General features: G+C 57.4%; 15 protein-coding genes. 3 read left to right on the forward strand and 12 right to left on the reverse strand.

Annotation, left to right across the window (positions count from 1 at the left end; all coding sequences use genetic code 11):
* Positions 1-29: 29 nt before the first annotated feature.
* The 5 genes from KI617_RS20380 to phaC all read right to left on the reverse strand — a co-directional run bounded on the left by KI617_RS20380 (position 30) and on the right by phaC (position 4,327).
* Positions 30-161, reverse strand: coding sequence for a response regulator (locus KI617_RS20380; RefSeq protein ID WP_264180010.1), 132 nt, complete (start codon positions 159-161; stop codon positions 30-32).
* Between the two features lie 213 nt (positions 162-374).
* The gene (gene phaR, locus KI617_RS12455; protein ID WP_226446726.1) at positions 375-935 is read right to left on the reverse strand and encodes a polyhydroxyalkanoate synthesis repressor PhaR; all 561 of its coding nucleotides are present in this window, start codon (positions 933-935) and stop codon (positions 375-377) included.
* Positions 936-1,039: 104 nt separating this feature from the next.
* Positions 1,040-1,783, reverse strand: a complete 744-nt coding sequence (gene phbB, locus KI617_RS12460) for an acetoacetyl-CoA reductase (RefSeq protein WP_226446728.1) — start codon at positions 1,781-1,783, stop codon at positions 1,040-1,042.
* A gap of 50 nt (positions 1,784-1,833) precedes the next feature.
* Positions 1,834-2,574, reverse strand: a complete 741-nt coding sequence (gene phbB / locus KI617_RS12465; RefSeq protein ID WP_226446729.1) for an acetoacetyl-CoA reductase — start codon at positions 2,572-2,574, stop codon at positions 1,834-1,836.
* Between the two features lie 22 nt (positions 2,575-2,596).
* The gene (phaC, locus tag KI617_RS12470; protein WP_226446731.1) at positions 2,597-4,327 is read right to left on the reverse strand and encodes a class I poly(R)-hydroxyalkanoic acid synthase; all 1,731 of its coding nucleotides are present in this window, start codon (positions 4,325-4,327) and stop codon (positions 2,597-2,599) included.
* A 179-nt stretch (positions 4,328-4,506) separates the two neighbouring features.
* Here phaC and KI617_RS20385 point away from each other — a divergent pair, with 179 nt between their 5' ends.
* Entirely contained in the window at positions 4,507-4,638 is a 132-nt protein-coding gene (locus KI617_RS20385) for a hypothetical protein (protein WP_264180011.1), read from the forward strand.
* Between the two features lie 62 nt (positions 4,639-4,700).
* Positions 4,701-4,919, forward strand: coding sequence for a hypothetical protein (locus tag KI617_RS12475; RefSeq protein ID WP_226446733.1), 219 nt, complete (start codon positions 4,701-4,703; stop codon positions 4,917-4,919).
* A 161-nt stretch (positions 4,920-5,080) separates the two neighbouring features.
* Here the strand turns inward: KI617_RS12475 and KI617_RS12480 are convergent, their stop codons facing one another.
* From KI617_RS12480 to rluD, 3 genes are read right to left on the reverse strand one after another with little or no spacing between them, the layout of a single operon-like run.
* Positions 5,081-5,848, reverse strand: coding sequence for a ZIP family metal transporter (locus KI617_RS12480; protein WP_226446735.1), 768 nt, complete (start codon positions 5,846-5,848; stop codon positions 5,081-5,083).
* Positions 5,849-5,876: 28 nt separating this feature from the next.
* The gene (gene pgeF, locus KI617_RS12485) at positions 5,877-6,614 is read right to left on the reverse strand and encodes a peptidoglycan editing factor PgeF (RefSeq protein ID WP_226446737.1); all 738 of its coding nucleotides are present in this window, start codon (positions 6,612-6,614) and stop codon (positions 5,877-5,879) included.
* Entirely contained in the window at positions 6,607-7,563 is a 957-nt protein-coding gene (rluD, locus tag KI617_RS12490) for a 23S rRNA pseudouridine(1911/1915/1917) synthase RluD (protein ID WP_226446739.1), read from the reverse strand. Before rluD ends, pgeF begins: the two co-directional genes overlap by 8 nt.
* On the opposite strand from rluD, the gene KI617_RS12495 reads away from it, so the two are divergent.
* Entirely contained in the window at positions 7,562-8,389 is an 828-nt protein-coding gene (locus tag KI617_RS12495) for an outer membrane protein assembly factor BamD (protein WP_319004110.1), read from the forward strand. The genes rluD and KI617_RS12495 overlap by 2 nt on opposite strands.
* Positions 8,390-8,518: 129 nt before the next feature.
* Here the strand turns inward: KI617_RS12495 and KI617_RS12500 are convergent, their stop codons facing one another.
* Genes KI617_RS12500 through KI617_RS12515 form a run of 4 tightly spaced genes read right to left on the reverse strand, consistent with a single transcriptional unit; the run spans position 8,519 to position 15,980 of the window.
* Positions 8,519-10,894 (reverse strand): serine/threonine protein kinase, encoded by a 2,376-nt coding sequence (locus tag KI617_RS12500; RefSeq protein ID WP_226446741.1) that lies wholly within the window; start codon positions 10,892-10,894, stop codon positions 8,519-8,521.
* Positions 10,891-11,322 (reverse strand): DUF3293 domain-containing protein, encoded by a 432-nt coding sequence (locus KI617_RS12505; RefSeq protein ID WP_226446743.1) that lies wholly within the window; start codon positions 11,320-11,322, stop codon positions 10,891-10,893. Before KI617_RS12505 ends, KI617_RS12500 begins: the two co-directional genes overlap by 4 nt.
* Positions 11,306-12,640, reverse strand: a complete 1,335-nt coding sequence (gene rmuC / locus KI617_RS12510) for a DNA recombination protein RmuC (RefSeq protein ID WP_226446745.1) — start codon at positions 12,638-12,640, stop codon at positions 11,306-11,308. Before rmuC ends, KI617_RS12505 begins: the two co-directional genes overlap by 17 nt.
* A gap of 7 nt (positions 12,641-12,647) precedes the next feature.
* Positions 12,648-15,980, reverse strand: a complete 3,333-nt coding sequence (locus KI617_RS12515; RefSeq protein ID WP_226446747.1) for a DUF748 domain-containing protein — start codon at positions 15,978-15,980, stop codon at positions 12,648-12,650.
* Positions 15,981-15,998 lie beyond the last annotated feature (18 nt).

The raw sequence follows: 15,998 nt of genomic DNA on the forward strand, positions 1-15,998 counted from the left end.
TGAACCATGATTGGCCTCAGCGACAGGCTTCAGCTGCAAACGCTCAGCCAGAGCAACAAAGTCGCATAAAGGACATACGGATTGACCGGTTTGGGAATGAAATCGCTCATGCCGGCAACCAGGCAACGGGCGTAATCTTCGGCATAAAGCCTCGTCAGCATTCATTGCCTCAGCAAAACATGGCGGCCAAAGCCCATGAAAAACCGCTTCGCTTGTTGCTGTTCAACGGAGGGCGGATTGGATGACACCCAAGCTTTTATTGTCGAACAGTAGCCGGCAGGCGAAGGGAAAGCACATCCGCCAGAGCTGCATGCTTTGCGACAGTCTTTGACTGATTCAAAGCACAGGCCTGAGTCATACTCAGGCCAAACGGATTACTTCTCGTCTTTATCCGACGGATTGAGCAAACCGGTAATGAACATGTTCCGCGTCTGGCTTTGCAGTTGATCCTGCATCGACTGGAACATCTTCTTGGACTGATCCATGTAGGTAGTCATCATGCTCTGCATCGCCGGCTGCTGAAAATTCAGGAACTGGTTCCAGAAATCTGCCTGCATGTGAGCGTTGTCACCACCGTTCGGGCCGCCCATGGTGCGCGACTGGTCCTGCAGTTTCTGCTGGAAATCAACGAAGGTCTTCATGTTGTTTTCCAGATACTTGCCGAGCATGCCCTGCATCGTGCTGCCGTAGAAACGGACAAAACCCGAGAGCAGCTCGCTTGAGAACAGCGGCACGCCGCCGGTTTCTTCTTCAAGAATTATCTGGAGCAGGATGCTGCGGGTCAGGTCGTCGCCAGTCTTGGCATCGACGACCTTGAAAACTTCAAACTTGAGGACCAGGTCCTTCACATCACCCAACGTGATATACGCACTCGTCTTGGTATCGTAAAGACGACGGTTGGGGTATTTCTTGATCAGGCGTACCGGTTCCGACATGCGGCGATCCTCAATACAAAGTTTTAGTGCAGTGCAGCATTATAGCGTAAAAAAAAGGCGCCCGGAGGCGCCCTTCCTTGTTGCATTGCAAAAGTTCAGCAATATTACTGGTAGTACAAACCGCCGTTGATGTTCATCGTGGCGCCAGTCATGAAGGCTGCCAGATCGGAAGCCAGGTAGGCGCAGGCGCCACCGATTTCTTCCGGCTTGGCCAGACGCTTCATCGGCACGGTGTCGATGATGGACTGCAGCACTTCCGGTTTGATCGCCATGACCATCTTGGTGGCGACATAGCCCGGGCAGATGGCGTTAACGGTCACGCCCTTGGCGGCCAGTTCGGCAGCCAGTGCCTTGGAGAAGCCGATCACGCCAGCCTTGGCAGCGGAGTAGTTGGTCTGGCCAGCCTGACCCTTGACGCCGTTGACGGAGGAGATGTTGATGATGCGACCCCAGCCGCGCTCGGCCATCTTGGCGGAGACTTGCTTGGTCATGTTGAACAGCGAGGTCAGGTTGGTGGCGATCACGGCATCCCAGCCATCCTTTTCCATCTTGGCGAACATGCGGTCACGGGTAATACCGGCATTGTTCACGAGGATGTCGACCTGGCCGCAAGCAGCTTCAGCATCGGCAACCATCTTCTGACAATCTTCCAGCGAAGACACGTCACCAGCGACACAGACGAAATCGTTGAAACCGGCGGCTGCCATTTCCTTCAGCCACTCATCCTTGTTGTCGAATTGCGGGTGGTAAGAAGCGACCACCTTGTGGCCAGCCTTGGCCAGTTCCTGACAGATTGCGGTTCCAAGACCACCCATAGCGCCGGTAACGAGAGCAACACGTTGAGTCATAGTTATTCCTTCCTGTTGTTAAATTAGAGCGGGGTAAAAAATCACGGTGGTCAGTACATGTGCTGACCGCCGTTGATGGAAATATTGGCCCCAGTCACGAACGCCGCTTCGTCGGAAGCGAGGTAAGCAACCAGGCCAGCGATTTCTTCCGGTTTGCCCAGGCGATTGACCGGGATCTGCGGCAGAATTTTTGAATCGAGAATTTCCTGCGGGATCGCCGTCACCATCTTGGTCCCGATGTAGCCAGGCGAAATGGTATTGACCGTCACGCCCTGCTTGGCCACTTCCAGCGCCAGCGCCTTGGTGAAACCGTGCATACCGGCCTTGGCCGCCGAATAGTTGGTCTGCCCGAAGGCGCCCTTCTGACCGTTGACCGATCCAACGTTGATAACGCGCCCCCACTTGCGCTCGATCATGCCGTCCATGACCTGCTTGGTCATATTGAAGACGGAATCGAGGTTGGTGTGAATGACGGCGTCCCAATCGTTCTTGGTCATTTTCTTGAAGGTCATGTCGCGCGTGATGCCGGCATTGTTGACCAGCACGTCGACCGGGCCGACTTCCTTGCTGACCGTTTCGACGCACTCGCGGGCCGAATCAAAATCGGTCACATCACACGGGTAGGCCTTGAAGCCATACCCCATGTTGTTCATTCCCTTGAGCCAATCCTGAACCTTGGCATTACCCGGTGAATAGGTGGTCACCACCTTGAAACCCAGTGCGGCCAGCTTGATACAGACAGCCTCGCCAAGACCGCCCATTCCTCCAGTAACCAGTGCAACTCGCGACATTTTTTGTCTCCGTGAGAAGTTCTTATACCGCGCGTTCCTTGACGTATCTGCCTGGTGCCGGTTCGATCGGCTTGTATTTGGCATTCCCCGGTTTGCGCGGTGCCCGCTGTTCTCCAGACAACGGTTTCAGCCAGCCAGCCCAATCGGCCCACCAGCTGCCCTTCTTCTCTTCTGCCGCAGCCAACCAGCCCTCGGCTTCATTTTTTACATCTTCATTAATCCAGTAGCTGCGCTTGTTCTTGCTGACCGGGTTGATCACGCCGGCAATATGACCGGATGCACCCAGCACGAAGCGGACCTTGCCGCCGAGAATACGCGTGCTCTGGTAAGCCGATTGCCAGGGAACGATATGATCTTCGCGCGTCGCCAGCAGGTAGACTGGCATATCAAGCTTGCCGAGATCGACCTTGGTCCCACACATGGCCAGTTTGCCCGGCACGCGCAGGTTGTTTTCGAGATACATGTTGCGCATGTACCAGCAGGCGAACGGCCCCGGCAGGTTGGTCGAATCGGAATTCCAGTAGAGCAGATCGAAAGCCTGCGGCTTCTGGCCCTTCAGGTAGTTGCCGGTCACATAGTTCCAGACCAGATCATTGGCACGAAGAAATGAGAAAGTGTTCTGCAGATCGCGGGCCGGCAGCAGGCCACCTTGGCCGATCGTGCCTTCGCGGGTGGCAACACCCTGCTCATCAATGAACAGTCCGATTTCGCCAGTATCCGAGAAATCGAGCAAGGTCGTCAGCAGCGTCAGTGAAGCAACGGGATCCTCGCCGCGTTCCTTGAGCACGGCCAGCGCCGAGGTCAGGATAGTGCCGCCGACGCAGAAGCCGAGCGCATTGACCTGCTTGACCTTGGTAATTTCCCGCACCACATTCAATGCGGCGATCGGGCCATGCTCGACGTAATCGTCCCAACCCAGATGCCCCTGCGCTTCCTGCGGATTGCGCCAGGAAACCAGAAAAACCGTATTGCCCTGATCAACCATGAAGCGGATCAGTGAATTATCCGGTTGCAGATCCATGATGTAGAACTTGTTGATACATGGCGGCACGACAACCAGCGGACGCGTTGCGACCTTGGGCGTCAGCGGCGAGTACTGGATCAACTGCATCAACTCGTTTTCATAGACGACCGCACCTTCGGTCGTCGCGATGTTCTTGCCGACCTCGAATACCGACTCATCGGTCATCGAGATGCGACCCTTCTCGAAGTCCTTGATCAGGTTGTTGATACCGTCAGTAATGCTCTGGCCCTTGGTTTCCATGGCCAGCTTGATAAATTCGGGATTGGTTGCGGCAAAGTTGGACGGTGCCATCGCATCGGCGATCTGGCGAGCCAGGAAGCGCATGCGTTCCTTGGCTTTCTCGTCCTCCGCCGGAATGACCTCGACCACTTGTTTCAGATACTGGGTATTGAGCAGATAGGCCTGATGCAAGTAATCATAAATCGGGCTCTCCTTCCACTCCGGTGCCGAAAAGCGGCGATCGCCGGGCTCCGGCGCAACCTTAAATGCAGGCTCCTGCCCCTGTTGTTTGCCCAGCACCGACTGCCAGAGCGACATCTGCTGATCCATGAACTGCTTTTGCAGTGCCGTCATGGCCTGCGGGTCAACCGCCGGGGGAGGAACCTTGGGGGCAGAATTGCCTGCCTTGCCGAGATAATCCATGAACTGCTGCATCATGTTCTGGCCGGCCTGCATGAACTGCGAGGCAGAACCCATGAATGCGTCGTTATCGTTCGGTCCCTGCGCCATGAGAAGACTCGTATCTGTTGTTATCGGGGTTTGAGCTTTTGGATTCTCCATACCCGCTTCGGCGCTGTCAATGCATTTGCATGCATATTAGGGCAGCCTTGAAACACCCGAATATGTACATTGTTGCAATTGGCTGGCGTAGTGCAACAATGGGATCACCCACGAAAGACCTCCCGGAAATGATCGCCACGTCAATCGTTGCTGTTGTCATCTTCGACGAAATATTCATCCCGCAGTGCAATTCGAGTCCGGGAGACAAGTGGCACGATGACGCGACGGCCAAGTACGAATACGCGAGAGCGAAATACTGACCACCATAGAACCTGCCAAGCGCGGGCTTCTATTTTCGGGGTGACACGAAATACAATGCACCATGCCCTTCGCCATCATTATCGTCATCGGCTGGCTTTACGTGACTGTCCTGGTCGCCGCCAATGAACCGACCATCATCGCCGGGATCATTTCGTTCCTGTTCTACGGCTCCCTCCCTTGCGGAATCATCCTGTATCTGAGCGGGTCGAACATTCGCAGGCAGCGCAAGCGTTTCCGGGAAATGTCAGCGGAAAGAAACAAAGAAAATGACGCTGGCTGAAAGCTGACAGACCAGTCTGTGTGGTGACTGGCTCCAAGCAATATTGTCCGCCCCTCAAACCAAGCGTTACTGAGGGTATCGTTTCCTTCTATTCATGGGCTGCCGCCCTATTTGCTGTTTCTTTGGCCGAACCCCGGCATCAACACCGGGCTCAACACAGATCACTCGCCAACCAGCGCCTGAACGATGGCGATCGAAGCGATGCCCGACCCGATCAACAGGACCTGCAGAACAGATTCCTTGAGGGCCGTGCGTTTATGCAACCCGGGGATCAGGTCAGCCACTGCCACGTAGATCATGCTGGCTGCGCCAAGCGCCAGCAATGATGGTATCCACTCGGTCAGCTCGGCCAAGGCAAAATAAGCCAGCATGGCACCAACCAGCGTCGCCAGACTGGAGAGCAAATTGAAAGCCAGGGCGCGAACCTTGCTGTAGCCGGAGTGGAGAAGGATCAGGTAATCGCCAACTTCCTGCGGAATTTCGTGGGCGATAATCGCCAGCGCTGTAACAATGCCAAGTTCGGTATTTTCGAGAAAGGCTGCGGCAATCAGGATGCCATCAACAAAATTGTGGAAGGTATCGCCAACCAGGATAAGCAGACCGGAACGCCCGTGGTCATGGGCTGGCGCATGGGCATCGTGCGCCTCGCAATGGTCATGATGGCAATGCCGCCAGAGCACCAGCTTCTCCAGCACGAAAAACGCCAGAATCCCGAACAGGACGGTTGCTGCCGTCCGGTGCGTATCGCCATGCTCCAGCGCATGCGGCAATATTTCCAGGAAGGCTGCCCCGAGCAGGGCACCAATCGCATAGGAAATCAGCATGCTGATACGGTGCGCTCCCAGAGCAATGCTCACTAACGCCGCGGCAATGACGCTCAATGCGCCGCCGGCCAGCGATACGACAATGATCCAGGAAAGAGTGCTCACGGAAATCAGTTCAATGAAAAGCCGCGGATTATACGCCGTCACCCGTCAGCCAGATCAGCGTGGCCATGCGTCCGGTCACGCCATCCCTGCGATAGGAAAAGTAACGTTCAGGTTCGCTGACAGTACATGAACCTCCGCCGTAGATGTTTTCGATACCGCTGCGCTGCAGGCGGCGACGGGCCAGGGCATAAATATCAGCCAGCCACTTGCCGGAAACTGATGGCATAAATGCCTCACCCGCCTCGGGATCATCAGCCAGAAAAGCGGCACGCACCTCGTCACCAACCTCGAAACACTGCGGACCGATCGCCGGCCCCAGCCAGACAAGCAGTTCTCCGGCTGGCACCGCCATATTATGGATCGTTGCTTCCAGCACGCCAGCCACCAACCCGCGCCAGCCGGCGTGAGCGGCAGCGACCACCGTTCCGGCGCGATCACAGAAGAGCACCGGCAAGCAGTCAGCTGTCATCACGGCACAAACGGTATCGGTTCGCCGGGTAAATGCGGCATCGGCTTCAAGTGATTTTGGCAAAAGTCCGGCATCGACTGCTGCAATGCCATGCACCTGCTTCAACCACAGCGGTTCGCTCGGCAGATAGGCGCGCAAGCACGCCCGATTGGCCAAAACGTGAGCTGGATCATCACTCACGTGGTCACCCAGATTAAAGCTATTCCACGGTGCCACACTGCAACCACCAGTGCGCAGGGTTTGCCAGGCGCGAACCCGCGCTGGTGCCGGCCAGTCGGGGACCAGCAGATCAGCCATAGCGCAGGTTGTCGAGCAGGTTGCGCATATCTTCCGGCATCGGCACTTCCCACTGCATTTTCAGACCGGTGAGCGGATGAACCAGGCCGAGGCGGGTGGCGTGCAAGGCCTGCCGGGGAAATTCCGGCAACTTTGGATTGTGCTTGCCATAAACCTGATCACCGACCAGCGGATGATGAATCGCCGCCATGTGCACGCGGATCTGATGCGTCCGACCGGTTTCCAGCGAGCATTCGACGAAAGTGGTGTAGGTAAAGGCTTCGAGAATGCGGATGTTCGTGATTGCCGGCTTGCCACCCCGGTTTTCCGGCACGATGGCCATCTTGATGCGCTGCGACGGATGCCGGCCGATCGGCTCGTTGACCGTACCTTCGTGCTTCATCGCCCCCGCTGCCAGCGCCAGATAAACACGCCGTACCGTCCGTGCCTGCAACTGGCGCACAAGATCGGTCTGAGCTTCCAGGGTCTTGGCAACGACCAGCAGGCCACTGGTGTCCTTGTCCAGACGATGCACGATACCGGCTCGTGGCACCACCTCGATACCCGGCACATGATGGAGCAGCGCATTCATCAAGGTACCGCTCCAGTTACCGCTCCCCGGATGGACCACCAGCCCGGCCGGTTTGTTGATGACAAGTAGCGTCTCGTCCTCGAAAACGACATCGAGCGGGATATCTTCAGGCAGTTCCGGTTGGTTGCGGATATCTTCCGGCTCGCTGACCAGCAGCTTTTCACCGCCCATCATCTTGCGCTTGGGCTCGCTTTCCGGCTTGCCATCAACCTGCACACAACCCTCGCGGACCCATCCCTGCAGACGGTTGCGCGAATGCTGCGGTAACAAGTCGGCCAGCACCTGGTCAAGACGGCGACCGTAGCTGGCGTCAGGAACGGTCAGGCGGACCGGTTCAGTTCGGCTATAATCGCCGGCATCTTCAATAGGATCATTCATGATGCGAAGTTTACCCGCATTCCAGTTATTCCCCGCCCTCTTCCGTTTGCTGATGGCCGTTTTCGTTGCTGGTTTTATTGCCGGTTGCGGCTCGACCAGCGAAAAATTCGACGAAACCAGCGGTTGGTCTGCCGGCAAACTCTACAGTGAGGCCAAGGATGCCCAGGCTGACCGTAACTGGGAACAGGCAGCAAAGTATCTGGAAAAACTCGAAGCCCGTTTCCCATACGGCCGCTACGCGCAACAGGCTCAGCTTGAACTTGGCTACGTCTATTGGAAGGGCAACGAACCCGGTTCGGCACTGGCCGCCTGTGACCGCTTCATCAAGTTGCACCCCAGTCACCCGACCGTTGATTACGCTTATTACCTGAAGGGCCTGATCAACTTCAACGAAGATCTCGGCCTGACTGCCTATATCAGTTCGCAGGACCCCACCGAACGCGATCCCAAGGCCGCGCGTGAAGCCTTCGATTCCTTCAAGGAACTGGTCACCCGCTTCCCCGCAAGCAAATATGCACCGGATGCCAGCCTGCGCATGAACTATCTGGTCAACGCGCTGGCCTCACTGGAGGTTCATGTCGCCCGCTATTACGTCAAGCGTGGCGCCTATATCGCCGCCGCCAACCGGGCCCAGTTTGCCGTCAAGACCTACCCGCAGGCCCCGGCGATTGAGGAAGCCATGTTCATTCTGGTCAGTTCCTACGACAAGATGGGCATGAACGACCTGCGCGATGACGCTGAGCGGGTGATGAAGAAAAACTTCCCGAACAGCCGCTATTACACGGATGGACTGGAGCGCAAGACTGCCTGGTGGAAGCTCTGGTAAGTGTGACTGAACCAATTCCCGAAAATACCCGCTGAAGCGGGTATTTTTTTGTCCGCCAAAAAGCTTGAATCAAGAAGGTTGCTGCTGGCACCAGCATGAGCTTGAGCCATGCTGCGTTGGCAGATTGCCTCAGGAGCCTTGCTTGATCGCCAGGACGGCCTGGTTGCGCAATGTCCGCAGCAACTGCAATTCTTTCTCCGGAATTGAAATCCCGCCCGGTTCATCACGATCTGCATAGATCAACGCGACCGGACTGCCCTTGATATTCAGCGGAAACAGCACGAATGAATGGGCTGGAACGGCCTTGCGATACCAGTCGGGAATGCGGCCGGCGATCTTCGGGTCGTTGATGTCACTGATCAACAGGTCAACTCCCTTCGAGGTCGCGGCATGGAAGATGTCCGGCGTAAAGCTCAACGGAAAACGAAAAGACCGGGCGATCTCGTTGGCATTCGGACCAAAACCAAAGCGCCCCTGCATGACGCCGGCCTTGGCATCGCGGATACACAACACGACCCGCTTGAAGCCCATGGCCCGATACATCGTCTCAAGAATGATGCGCAGGATGTCATTCAACTGGAAGCCATCAATCAGCGTGTTGCTGATGTCCTGAATGCCTGCCGTCAAGACAGCCTGAGCATCCACAACCTGCTGCCCAGCTTCACCATCGACAGCCCCCAGCGGATCGCTCTCGCCAAGGATGGTGCCATCCAAGGAATCCCCGGTACCATCATGCTCATCACCTTCAACTGCACCGCCTTTTGCGAACAGGCGCATCTGTTTGCCAAAGCTTGTCTGCTGCAGGTTGAGGTGAATGACCCGGGCAAAATCGGCCACTTCCTCAATGGCCCGTTGCACAGTCTGGTGCACATCCTTCGGGTCGAGTTCAACGGCGTCAGCAAAACGTGCCATCGCTTTTTTCAGCTCACGATCACGCACCTCCGGTGTCGCCAGGGCAATGGCGTCGCACAGCTCGTTGGAAAACCCGGAGAGCACCCGCAACCTGTCTTCCTGCTGGGCCGGCTTCTTGACCTGCCCGGTTGGCAATTTGCGCATCGAACTGACAATCAGCGGCGGGAAACCCCACTGACGGGCAATGGCCATGCCCATGTCTTCCAGGGAAATACCCAGCACCTGCAGTGCCGCATTTTCTTCGCTGCAGCTCTTCTGGGCCATCACACGCCGAATCTCGTCCGATTCCTCGGGGAAGTAAAACTGTGACAGCAGGCGACCCAGACTATGAAATAGCGAGCAAATGAAGGACTGCTCAAGATCTCGCATCTTCGCCGTAGCACCGATATCCTTGGCCAGAACGCCGGCCAGGTTGGCACGCAGGAAGTCCTCCTTCAGCTGGTTGGCATTGCCCTTGTTCTGCAGATGTTCGAACAGCAACACGGTGATGGCGATATTGCGGACTGCCTCAAAGCCAAGCACGATCACGGCCCGCGACACGGTGCTGATGCTGCCGCCCCCGGCCGGCCTGAAGTAGGCAGAATTGACCAGGCGCAGCAACTTGTTGGTCAGGGCAAAATCCTTGAGGATGGTATTGGAGAGCTTGTCGATGCTCTCCGTTTCGCTGTTGGCGATCTTGTTGATGGCGCTGACCGATTCGGACAAAGCCGGAAAATCGCTCTTGTGCCGCATGCGGCGCAGCAGGAACTCCAGCGTTGACTGACGGCCACCACCAGTAAACCCAATCTCGTCTTCCGGATTCAGATAGTTTTCCAACGCTTCGGCAAACTGCGCCGCCGTCTGAAAACGGACCGACGGATCACGCGCCACCGCCTTGTTCACAATGCTGCTCAAACGAGCATCAACCGCAGCCTCTTCGGGCAAAAGCAGATCCTCCCTGGACACCCGCTGCATGATCTGCGAGACGTCGTTACCAGCAAATGCCCGGCGGCCGGTCAGCATCTCGAACAGGATGACACCGGCCGAAAAAACGTCGGAACGTTCGCTCAGTTCGCGCTTCAGAATGTACTCGGGCGACATGTAGGCGGGCGTCCCGGTGATCCGGTCGGAACCTTCATTCACACCATCAATACGCGCCGCGATACCGAAATCCATGACCCGTGGGGTGCCATCATCGTCGAGCAGAATATTGGACGGCTTCAGGTCGCGATGGATGATGCCCTGGGCGTGGGCATGAGCCACGGCATCAAGCACCTTGCCCAGGATGGTCACCGCCTTGACTGGCGGCAAGGCGCCGCTCTGGCGCAAGAATTCAGCGAGGTTCTTTCCGGGCACGTACTCGAAGACGAGATACAGGTCGCCGCCTTCCTCACCGGCCTCGAAAATCGGCACGATGTTGGGGTGGCGCATCTTGCTGACGGTCCGGGCCTCATCAAGCAAAACCCGGTTCTGGGCAGGATCCGGCCGCGAGAAATGCAGGGTCTTGATGGCAATTTCGCGCTGCAACTGCGGATCGAAACCGAGATAGACCACACTTTGCGCGCCGCGCCCCAACTCACCACGGACTTCGAAACGGCCGATTCTTTTGCTCATTGTTCGCTTGCTTCTACCCAGACAAGATGCGGCACACCATCGACACCGCCGCAGATCACTGCATTCTGCCCGTAATCCTCGGCCAATGCACAGGCATCCTCGGGCGTCAGATCAGGGACGAAACAGCTTTCCTCGATCGGCCATGTTTCGTTATCCGGTATGTTCTGACCGGCATAGGGCTCGTAGTTGCCCTCCAGCAGCTCACATTCCAGTTGTGCCTGGCGTTCCGCGTTGATCGCCTCGTCCGTCAATTGCGAAGCGGGATTGTGTGCGGTGATGATTGCAAACTGCCGACAGCCGGCTGTTTCCAGCCAGCAACGCAGCGTTTCACTAGCTTGACCAATGCGCAGATCGCAGATTCCGCCGGACAGATACACCCGGAAGGTCGTTGCCTTGTAGGCCACTTCAAATTCACTCGTCTTCGCCATCTAAATCCACCACACCAATCAATTGTTCAGATTCTGCCGCCGGCAGCGCCTCGACTTCCTTCAGCTTGCGCGACAGTTGCCGGGTCCGCGTTTCCGCCTTGGCGATGCTGTTGCTCGCCTCATCCAGCTTTTTCCGGGTATGCGCCAGCGCCTCGCCAAACTTGCCGAACTCTGTCTTCACCGCGCCAAGCACGGCCCAGACCTCGGCCGAGCGTTGCTCGATGGCCAGCGTCCGGAAGCCCATCTGCAGGCTGTTAAGCAGTGCGGCCAAGGTCGTCGGCCCGGCCAGACTGACCCTAAAGTCGCGCTGCAGCGTCTCGGCCAGCCCCGGACGACGCAAACCCTCGGCGTAGAGGCCTTCGAGCGGCAGGTAGAGCATCGCAAAATCGGTCGTGTGGGGCGGCGAGACGTATTTCTCATGAATGCTCTTCGCCTCATTCTTCAGCCGTGTTTCGATGGCGCGTGAGGCTTCTTCGACCGCCACCGGATCGGCCCGCTCCTGGGCATCGAGCAGACGCTGGTAGTCTTCGATCGGATACTTGGCGTCGATCGGCAGCCAGACCACGGCACCGTCGTCCTTGCCCGGCAGGCGGATGGCGAAATCGACGCGTTCGTTGCTGCCCGGCCGGGTCACCACATTCGAGGCAAACTGGTCAGCCGTCAGCAACTGTTCGAGCAAGGCCGAGAGCTGGACTTCGCCCCAGGTACCGCGCGTCTTGACGTTGGTCAGCACACGCTTCAAGTCGCCCACACCGGCAGCCAGCGTCTGCATTTCGCCGAGACCGCGATGCACCTGCTCCAGTCGGTCGCTGACCAGCTTAAACGACTCGCCCAGACGCTGCTCCAGCGTCGCATGCAGCTTCTCATCGACGGTGCGGCGCATCTCTTCGAGCTTGTTGGCGTTGTCCATCTGAATGGCGGTCAGCCGCCCTTCGACGGTCAGCTTCAGGCGTTCGAAACGCTCGTCGAGACCGAGCGAAAAACGGTTCAATTCGCGCGCAAAAGCTTCCAGACGTTCGGCCTGCAAGGTGCCGAACTGGCCAACCTGCGTCGTCACCGCCTGACTCAACAAATTCGACGACTGCGCCCGCTCCTCGCGGTCACGAAAGGCCTCTTCGGCATCCTCGCGCCGGCCGCGCGCCAGCTCCTCGCGCAGTTCGCGCTCAAGGCGCATCAAGCCTTTTTCCTGCGCCTCCTGCAGCACCCGGAAGCGCTCTGCATCATCCTGTTTCCGATTGCCCCGCAGCAGCAAGGCCACCTGCAGCAGGATGATGACCACCGTGCCGACTGCCAGGGCCAGCCCCATCGTTTCACTCATCAAACACTTACCTCAAGGAAAAATCGGCGCGGCTACCCTTGCCCTTGTCGTCACGCTCGACTTTCGGTGGCAACAGGAAAACGCGCTCCGGCGGTACCTTGCCCTGCTCGACCAGCCAGCCCTGCACTGCCTCGGCACGACGCGTCGCCAGGGCCTTGATGTCGTCGTCGCTGGCCGGGAAATTGGCCAGCATCAGCTTTTCCATTTCCTCGACCGGCAGCTCTTTCTGCAGGCCGACCATGTTGCGCGGCTTCGGAAATTTGGCTTCCTTGTAGGCCCGTGTCAGGTAGGTTTTGGTTTCTTCCGGCGCAATTTCTATATCTTCCAGCGACATCCCCTCGCCGGCTTTCTTGAGGTCCTTAAGCTTTTCGGCCTTCATCGCACGTTCAATGGCGACGCGCTTGACGCCTTCCTTGTCCGTTTCCGGATCGGCCCGGCCGGTAATTTCCAGTTTCAGCGAATTGCGCTCGACCAATGCCTTGGCCAGATTTTCCAGCTTCTTGGTCCCCGCACCGTCGATCCCGGCGCGACCGACGGCAAATTCGACGTTCGACAATTCCTCACCACTGCCAAACATCGAGCCGAGCAGTGCAAACGGCGAAGTCACCGCCTTGACGAACAGGTTGACGATGACCTTGATGATCAGGCCGCCGATCGAGAACTGCGGATCATCGAGCGAGCCGGCAATTGGCAGATTGAGGTCAATCTCGCCGCGGTTATTCTTGAGCAGCGAAATTGCCAGGTTGACCGGCAACTTGGTGGCATCCGGGCTATCGATCTTTTCGCCGAAGGTAAACTGGTCGATGAACAAGCGGTTTTCCGCCGCCAACTGGTTGTTTTCCAGCTTGTAGGCCACACTCAGTGACAGCTTGCCCTTCTCGATCGCATAGCCGGCATACTTGCCCGAATACGGCGAGAAGCCGGTCAGGTCGACGCCGGTAATGTCGGCTTTGAGATCAAGGAAAGACTTGGCCGCCAGCGGGTTCAGCTTGGCCAGGATTTGCACTGGTGCCGAGTTGGCGTACTTGCCGCGCACATCCATGTCAGCCACGGTGTCGGCGGCCGATGACAGACCGCTGATACGCCCCCCCAGCTTGGTCAGGTTGACCGTGTAATTCGGCTTGACGAAGAAATCGGAGAAATTGACCGTCCCGTTCTGCAGCGTGATCTTGCCAATCTTGATCGGCACGGGCGGCTTGGCAGGCCCTGTTTCCTTGCTCGCCACCTTCGCTTCAAGCTTGCTCTCGGCAGGCTTGCTTTCGCCCTTGGCGACGACCGTCTCGCCTTCCGACTTCTTGACGATATCCGCCACGTTGAGCCGGCCCTCCTTGTTGAGGATCAGGCGCGAGTAGAAGTCGGTCAGCGCGATCTCCCCAATATTGATCGCCATTGGCTCAAGACGGAAATCGATACCGCCGAAATAGAGCGATTTCCATTTGACGAAATCGGCGCTGTTCAGCTTGTCAACCGCGACAAAATCACCCAGCGTGAAAGAACCCTTGTAGCCTGCCTTCAAACCGCCGGTATCGAGTTTCGCCGTTGCCTCACCCTTGTTCGACACCATGCCGCGCGTCAGGGAAATATTCAAAAATTGCCCGAGATACGGCTCCAGCGGCATCAGCGGAACGGCAACCGTATCAACCTTGACCGCCACATCCAGCGGGAACACCTGCAAGCTGCCATCGACATTGAGGCTGCCCTTCTTGTTGATCCTGCTCTTCAGGGCAATCGTTCCCTTCTGGTTGGGCTCGTTGGTCAGGCCTTCGCCATGCAGATTGAACCCGTCAATTTCCTGCACGGCCACAGGCTGCAAAGACTGATCCTCGAAGCGGAAGCCAAGGTCTTCGACCGCCAGCTTGCCAACTTTGCCAATCCACGGCTTTTCATCCTTGGCCTTGGCATCGGTCGCCCGGATGGTCTTCAACACCGGCGAACTGACCCATTCAATCTTGCCCGCCTTGTTGCGCAACATCCGGGCACGGGCACCGGTATTGGTCACCTCGGCAATATCGACACGGTGAGCCGGAAGGTCCAGACGGATACCTTTGACGGCCATTTTCTCGACACGGAAGCGCTCGCCAAGATCAACCTGATAGCTGACCTCGTTGATCTCGATCGGCTCGACCAGCTTGCCATCGACCTTGCCGACGCTGACCAGCAGATTGCGCACCTCGCCGTCGACCGGTACCGGATTCGACTCATCCTTCCAGCGCAGCAGGCCGTTGCTCAATGCGAATTCGCCAAGCGTCCATTCGAACGGCTTGGCTGATTCAGGCTTCGCTGCTGGCTCAGCCGCCCCCGGCTTGGCCAGTTTGTCGAGCAGACGCAGCACGTTGAACTCGCCCTGCTTGTTCACGGCCAGACTGACATCCAGCCCATCGAGAGCCACCCGCTTGACCGCAGCTTTGCGATTGAGCGGGTCGACGCTGTCGAGTTCCACATCCAGCCGCTTCCAGCCGACTAGCGGCTGACCGTCGCTTTCCGCCACGGCCAGCGTGGAAACATGCGCCGCACCGACGATCGTCACCGAATAAACCTTATCCGACACCTCCTTGAACATCGCCTTGATTTCGGTATCGAGCGTTCCGGCATTGAGGCGGAACGGCAGAGATTCAGGCAGGTAGGGCTGCAGCACCGCCAGGTCGAAACGATCCAGATCGAGGTTGAGCTGGCTTTCGTGAGTAGTCGAGAACGGCTTGCTGTCGCCGGTCAGGGCCAGCGGCGAACCGTTGATATTGGCCGAAAAGGATGGCTGGATCAGCACCTCGGCCTGATAAGGCAGGCTGGAAACAAAAGGCACGGCCAGATTGATGTCGCTAATCGTATGGACCTTGCCCTTGGGCTGGTCATCGAAAACGACCTTGGCATTGATCAGCTGGATATTGTTCAGCGAGAACCGCGGCGTCGGCTTCTCCGGCTCATCCTTGGGTTTCATCCACTCGTCGAGCAGATCGGAAATATCGTAGCGCCCTTCAGCCACCCGGGTCACGGCAAGACGCAGCCCCTGGAGACGTATTTCATCGACGACAGCCGCCAGCTTGAATAGCGAAGCCGAAGAGAGGTTGATGAACAATTCGTCGAAACCGGCCACTTCCTTGCCAGCCTCAGCCTTGATCGACAAACCGTTGACCTTGGCGGTCAAGGCGTAGGGATTGATGGCAATCTGTTCAATGCTGACTTCGCGGTGCAACTGCTGCGAGAGTTGCTTCTGCAAAATTGATTTAAGCAGCGGTGGCGCCGCCAAAAAGCCTAAAACGCCAATAAGCAGCAGAAATATCCCCAACCATTTGCCGAGCTTCATGCTGCGAGAGGATTTCAGCGCGGTAGAAAGACGTGACATTGATACTGATTTATTTGC

Source organism: Ferribacterium limneticum (genome assembly GCF_020510625.1).
GTDB lineage: Bacteria > Pseudomonadota > Gammaproteobacteria > Burkholderiales > Rhodocyclaceae > Azonexus > Azonexus limneticus_A.

Excerpts from the sequence above, each read along its gene's own strand:
- KI617_RS20380 (WP_264180010.1), bottom strand. The coding sequence starts at position 161 with ATGCTGACGAGGCTTTATGCCGAAGATTACGCCCGTTGCCTGGTTGCC.
- phaR (WP_226446726.1), bottom strand. The coding sequence starts at position 935 with ATGTCGGAACCGGTACGCCTGATCAAGAAATACCCCAACCGTCGTCTT.
- phbB (WP_226446728.1), bottom strand. The coding sequence starts at position 1,783 with ATGACTCAACGTGTTGCTCTCGTTACCGGCGCTATGGGTGGTCTTGGA.
- phbB (WP_226446729.1), bottom strand. The coding sequence starts at position 2,574 with ATGTCGCGAGTTGCACTGGTTACTGGAGGAATGGGCGGTCTTGGCGAG.
- phaC (WP_226446731.1), bottom strand. The coding sequence starts at position 4,327 with ATGGCGCAGGGACCGAACGATAACGACGCATTCATGGGTTCTGCCTCG.
- KI617_RS20385 (WP_264180011.1), top strand. The coding sequence starts at position 4,507 with ATGATCGCCACGTCAATCGTTGCTGTTGTCATCTTCGACGAAATATTC.
- KI617_RS12475 (WP_226446733.1), top strand. The coding sequence starts at position 4,701 with ATGCCCTTCGCCATCATTATCGTCATCGGCTGGCTTTACGTGACTGTC.
- pgeF (WP_226446737.1), bottom strand. The coding sequence starts at position 6,614 with ATGGCTGATCTGCTGGTCCCCGACTGGCCGGCACCAGCGCGGGTTCGC.
- KI617_RS12495 (WP_319004110.1), top strand. The coding sequence starts at position 7,562 with ATGATGCGAAGTTTACCCGCATTCCAGTTATTCCCCGCCCTCTTCCGT.
- rluD (WP_226446739.1), bottom strand. The coding sequence starts at position 7,563 with ATGAATGATCCTATTGAAGATGCCGGCGATTATAGCCGAACTGAACCG.
- KI617_RS12500 (WP_226446741.1), bottom strand. The coding sequence starts at position 10,894 with ATGAGCAAAAGAATCGGCCGTTTCGAAGTCCGTGGTGAGTTGGGGCGC.
- KI617_RS12505 (WP_226446743.1), bottom strand. The coding sequence starts at position 11,322 with ATGGCGAAGACGAGTGAATTTGAAGTGGCCTACAAGGCAACGACCTTC.
- rmuC (WP_226446745.1), bottom strand. The coding sequence starts at position 12,640 with ATGAGTGAAACGATGGGGCTGGCCCTGGCAGTCGGCACGGTGGTCATC.
- KI617_RS12515 (WP_226446747.1), bottom strand. The coding sequence starts at position 15,980 with ATGTCACGTCTTTCTACCGCGCTGAAATCCTCTCGCAGCATGAAGCTC.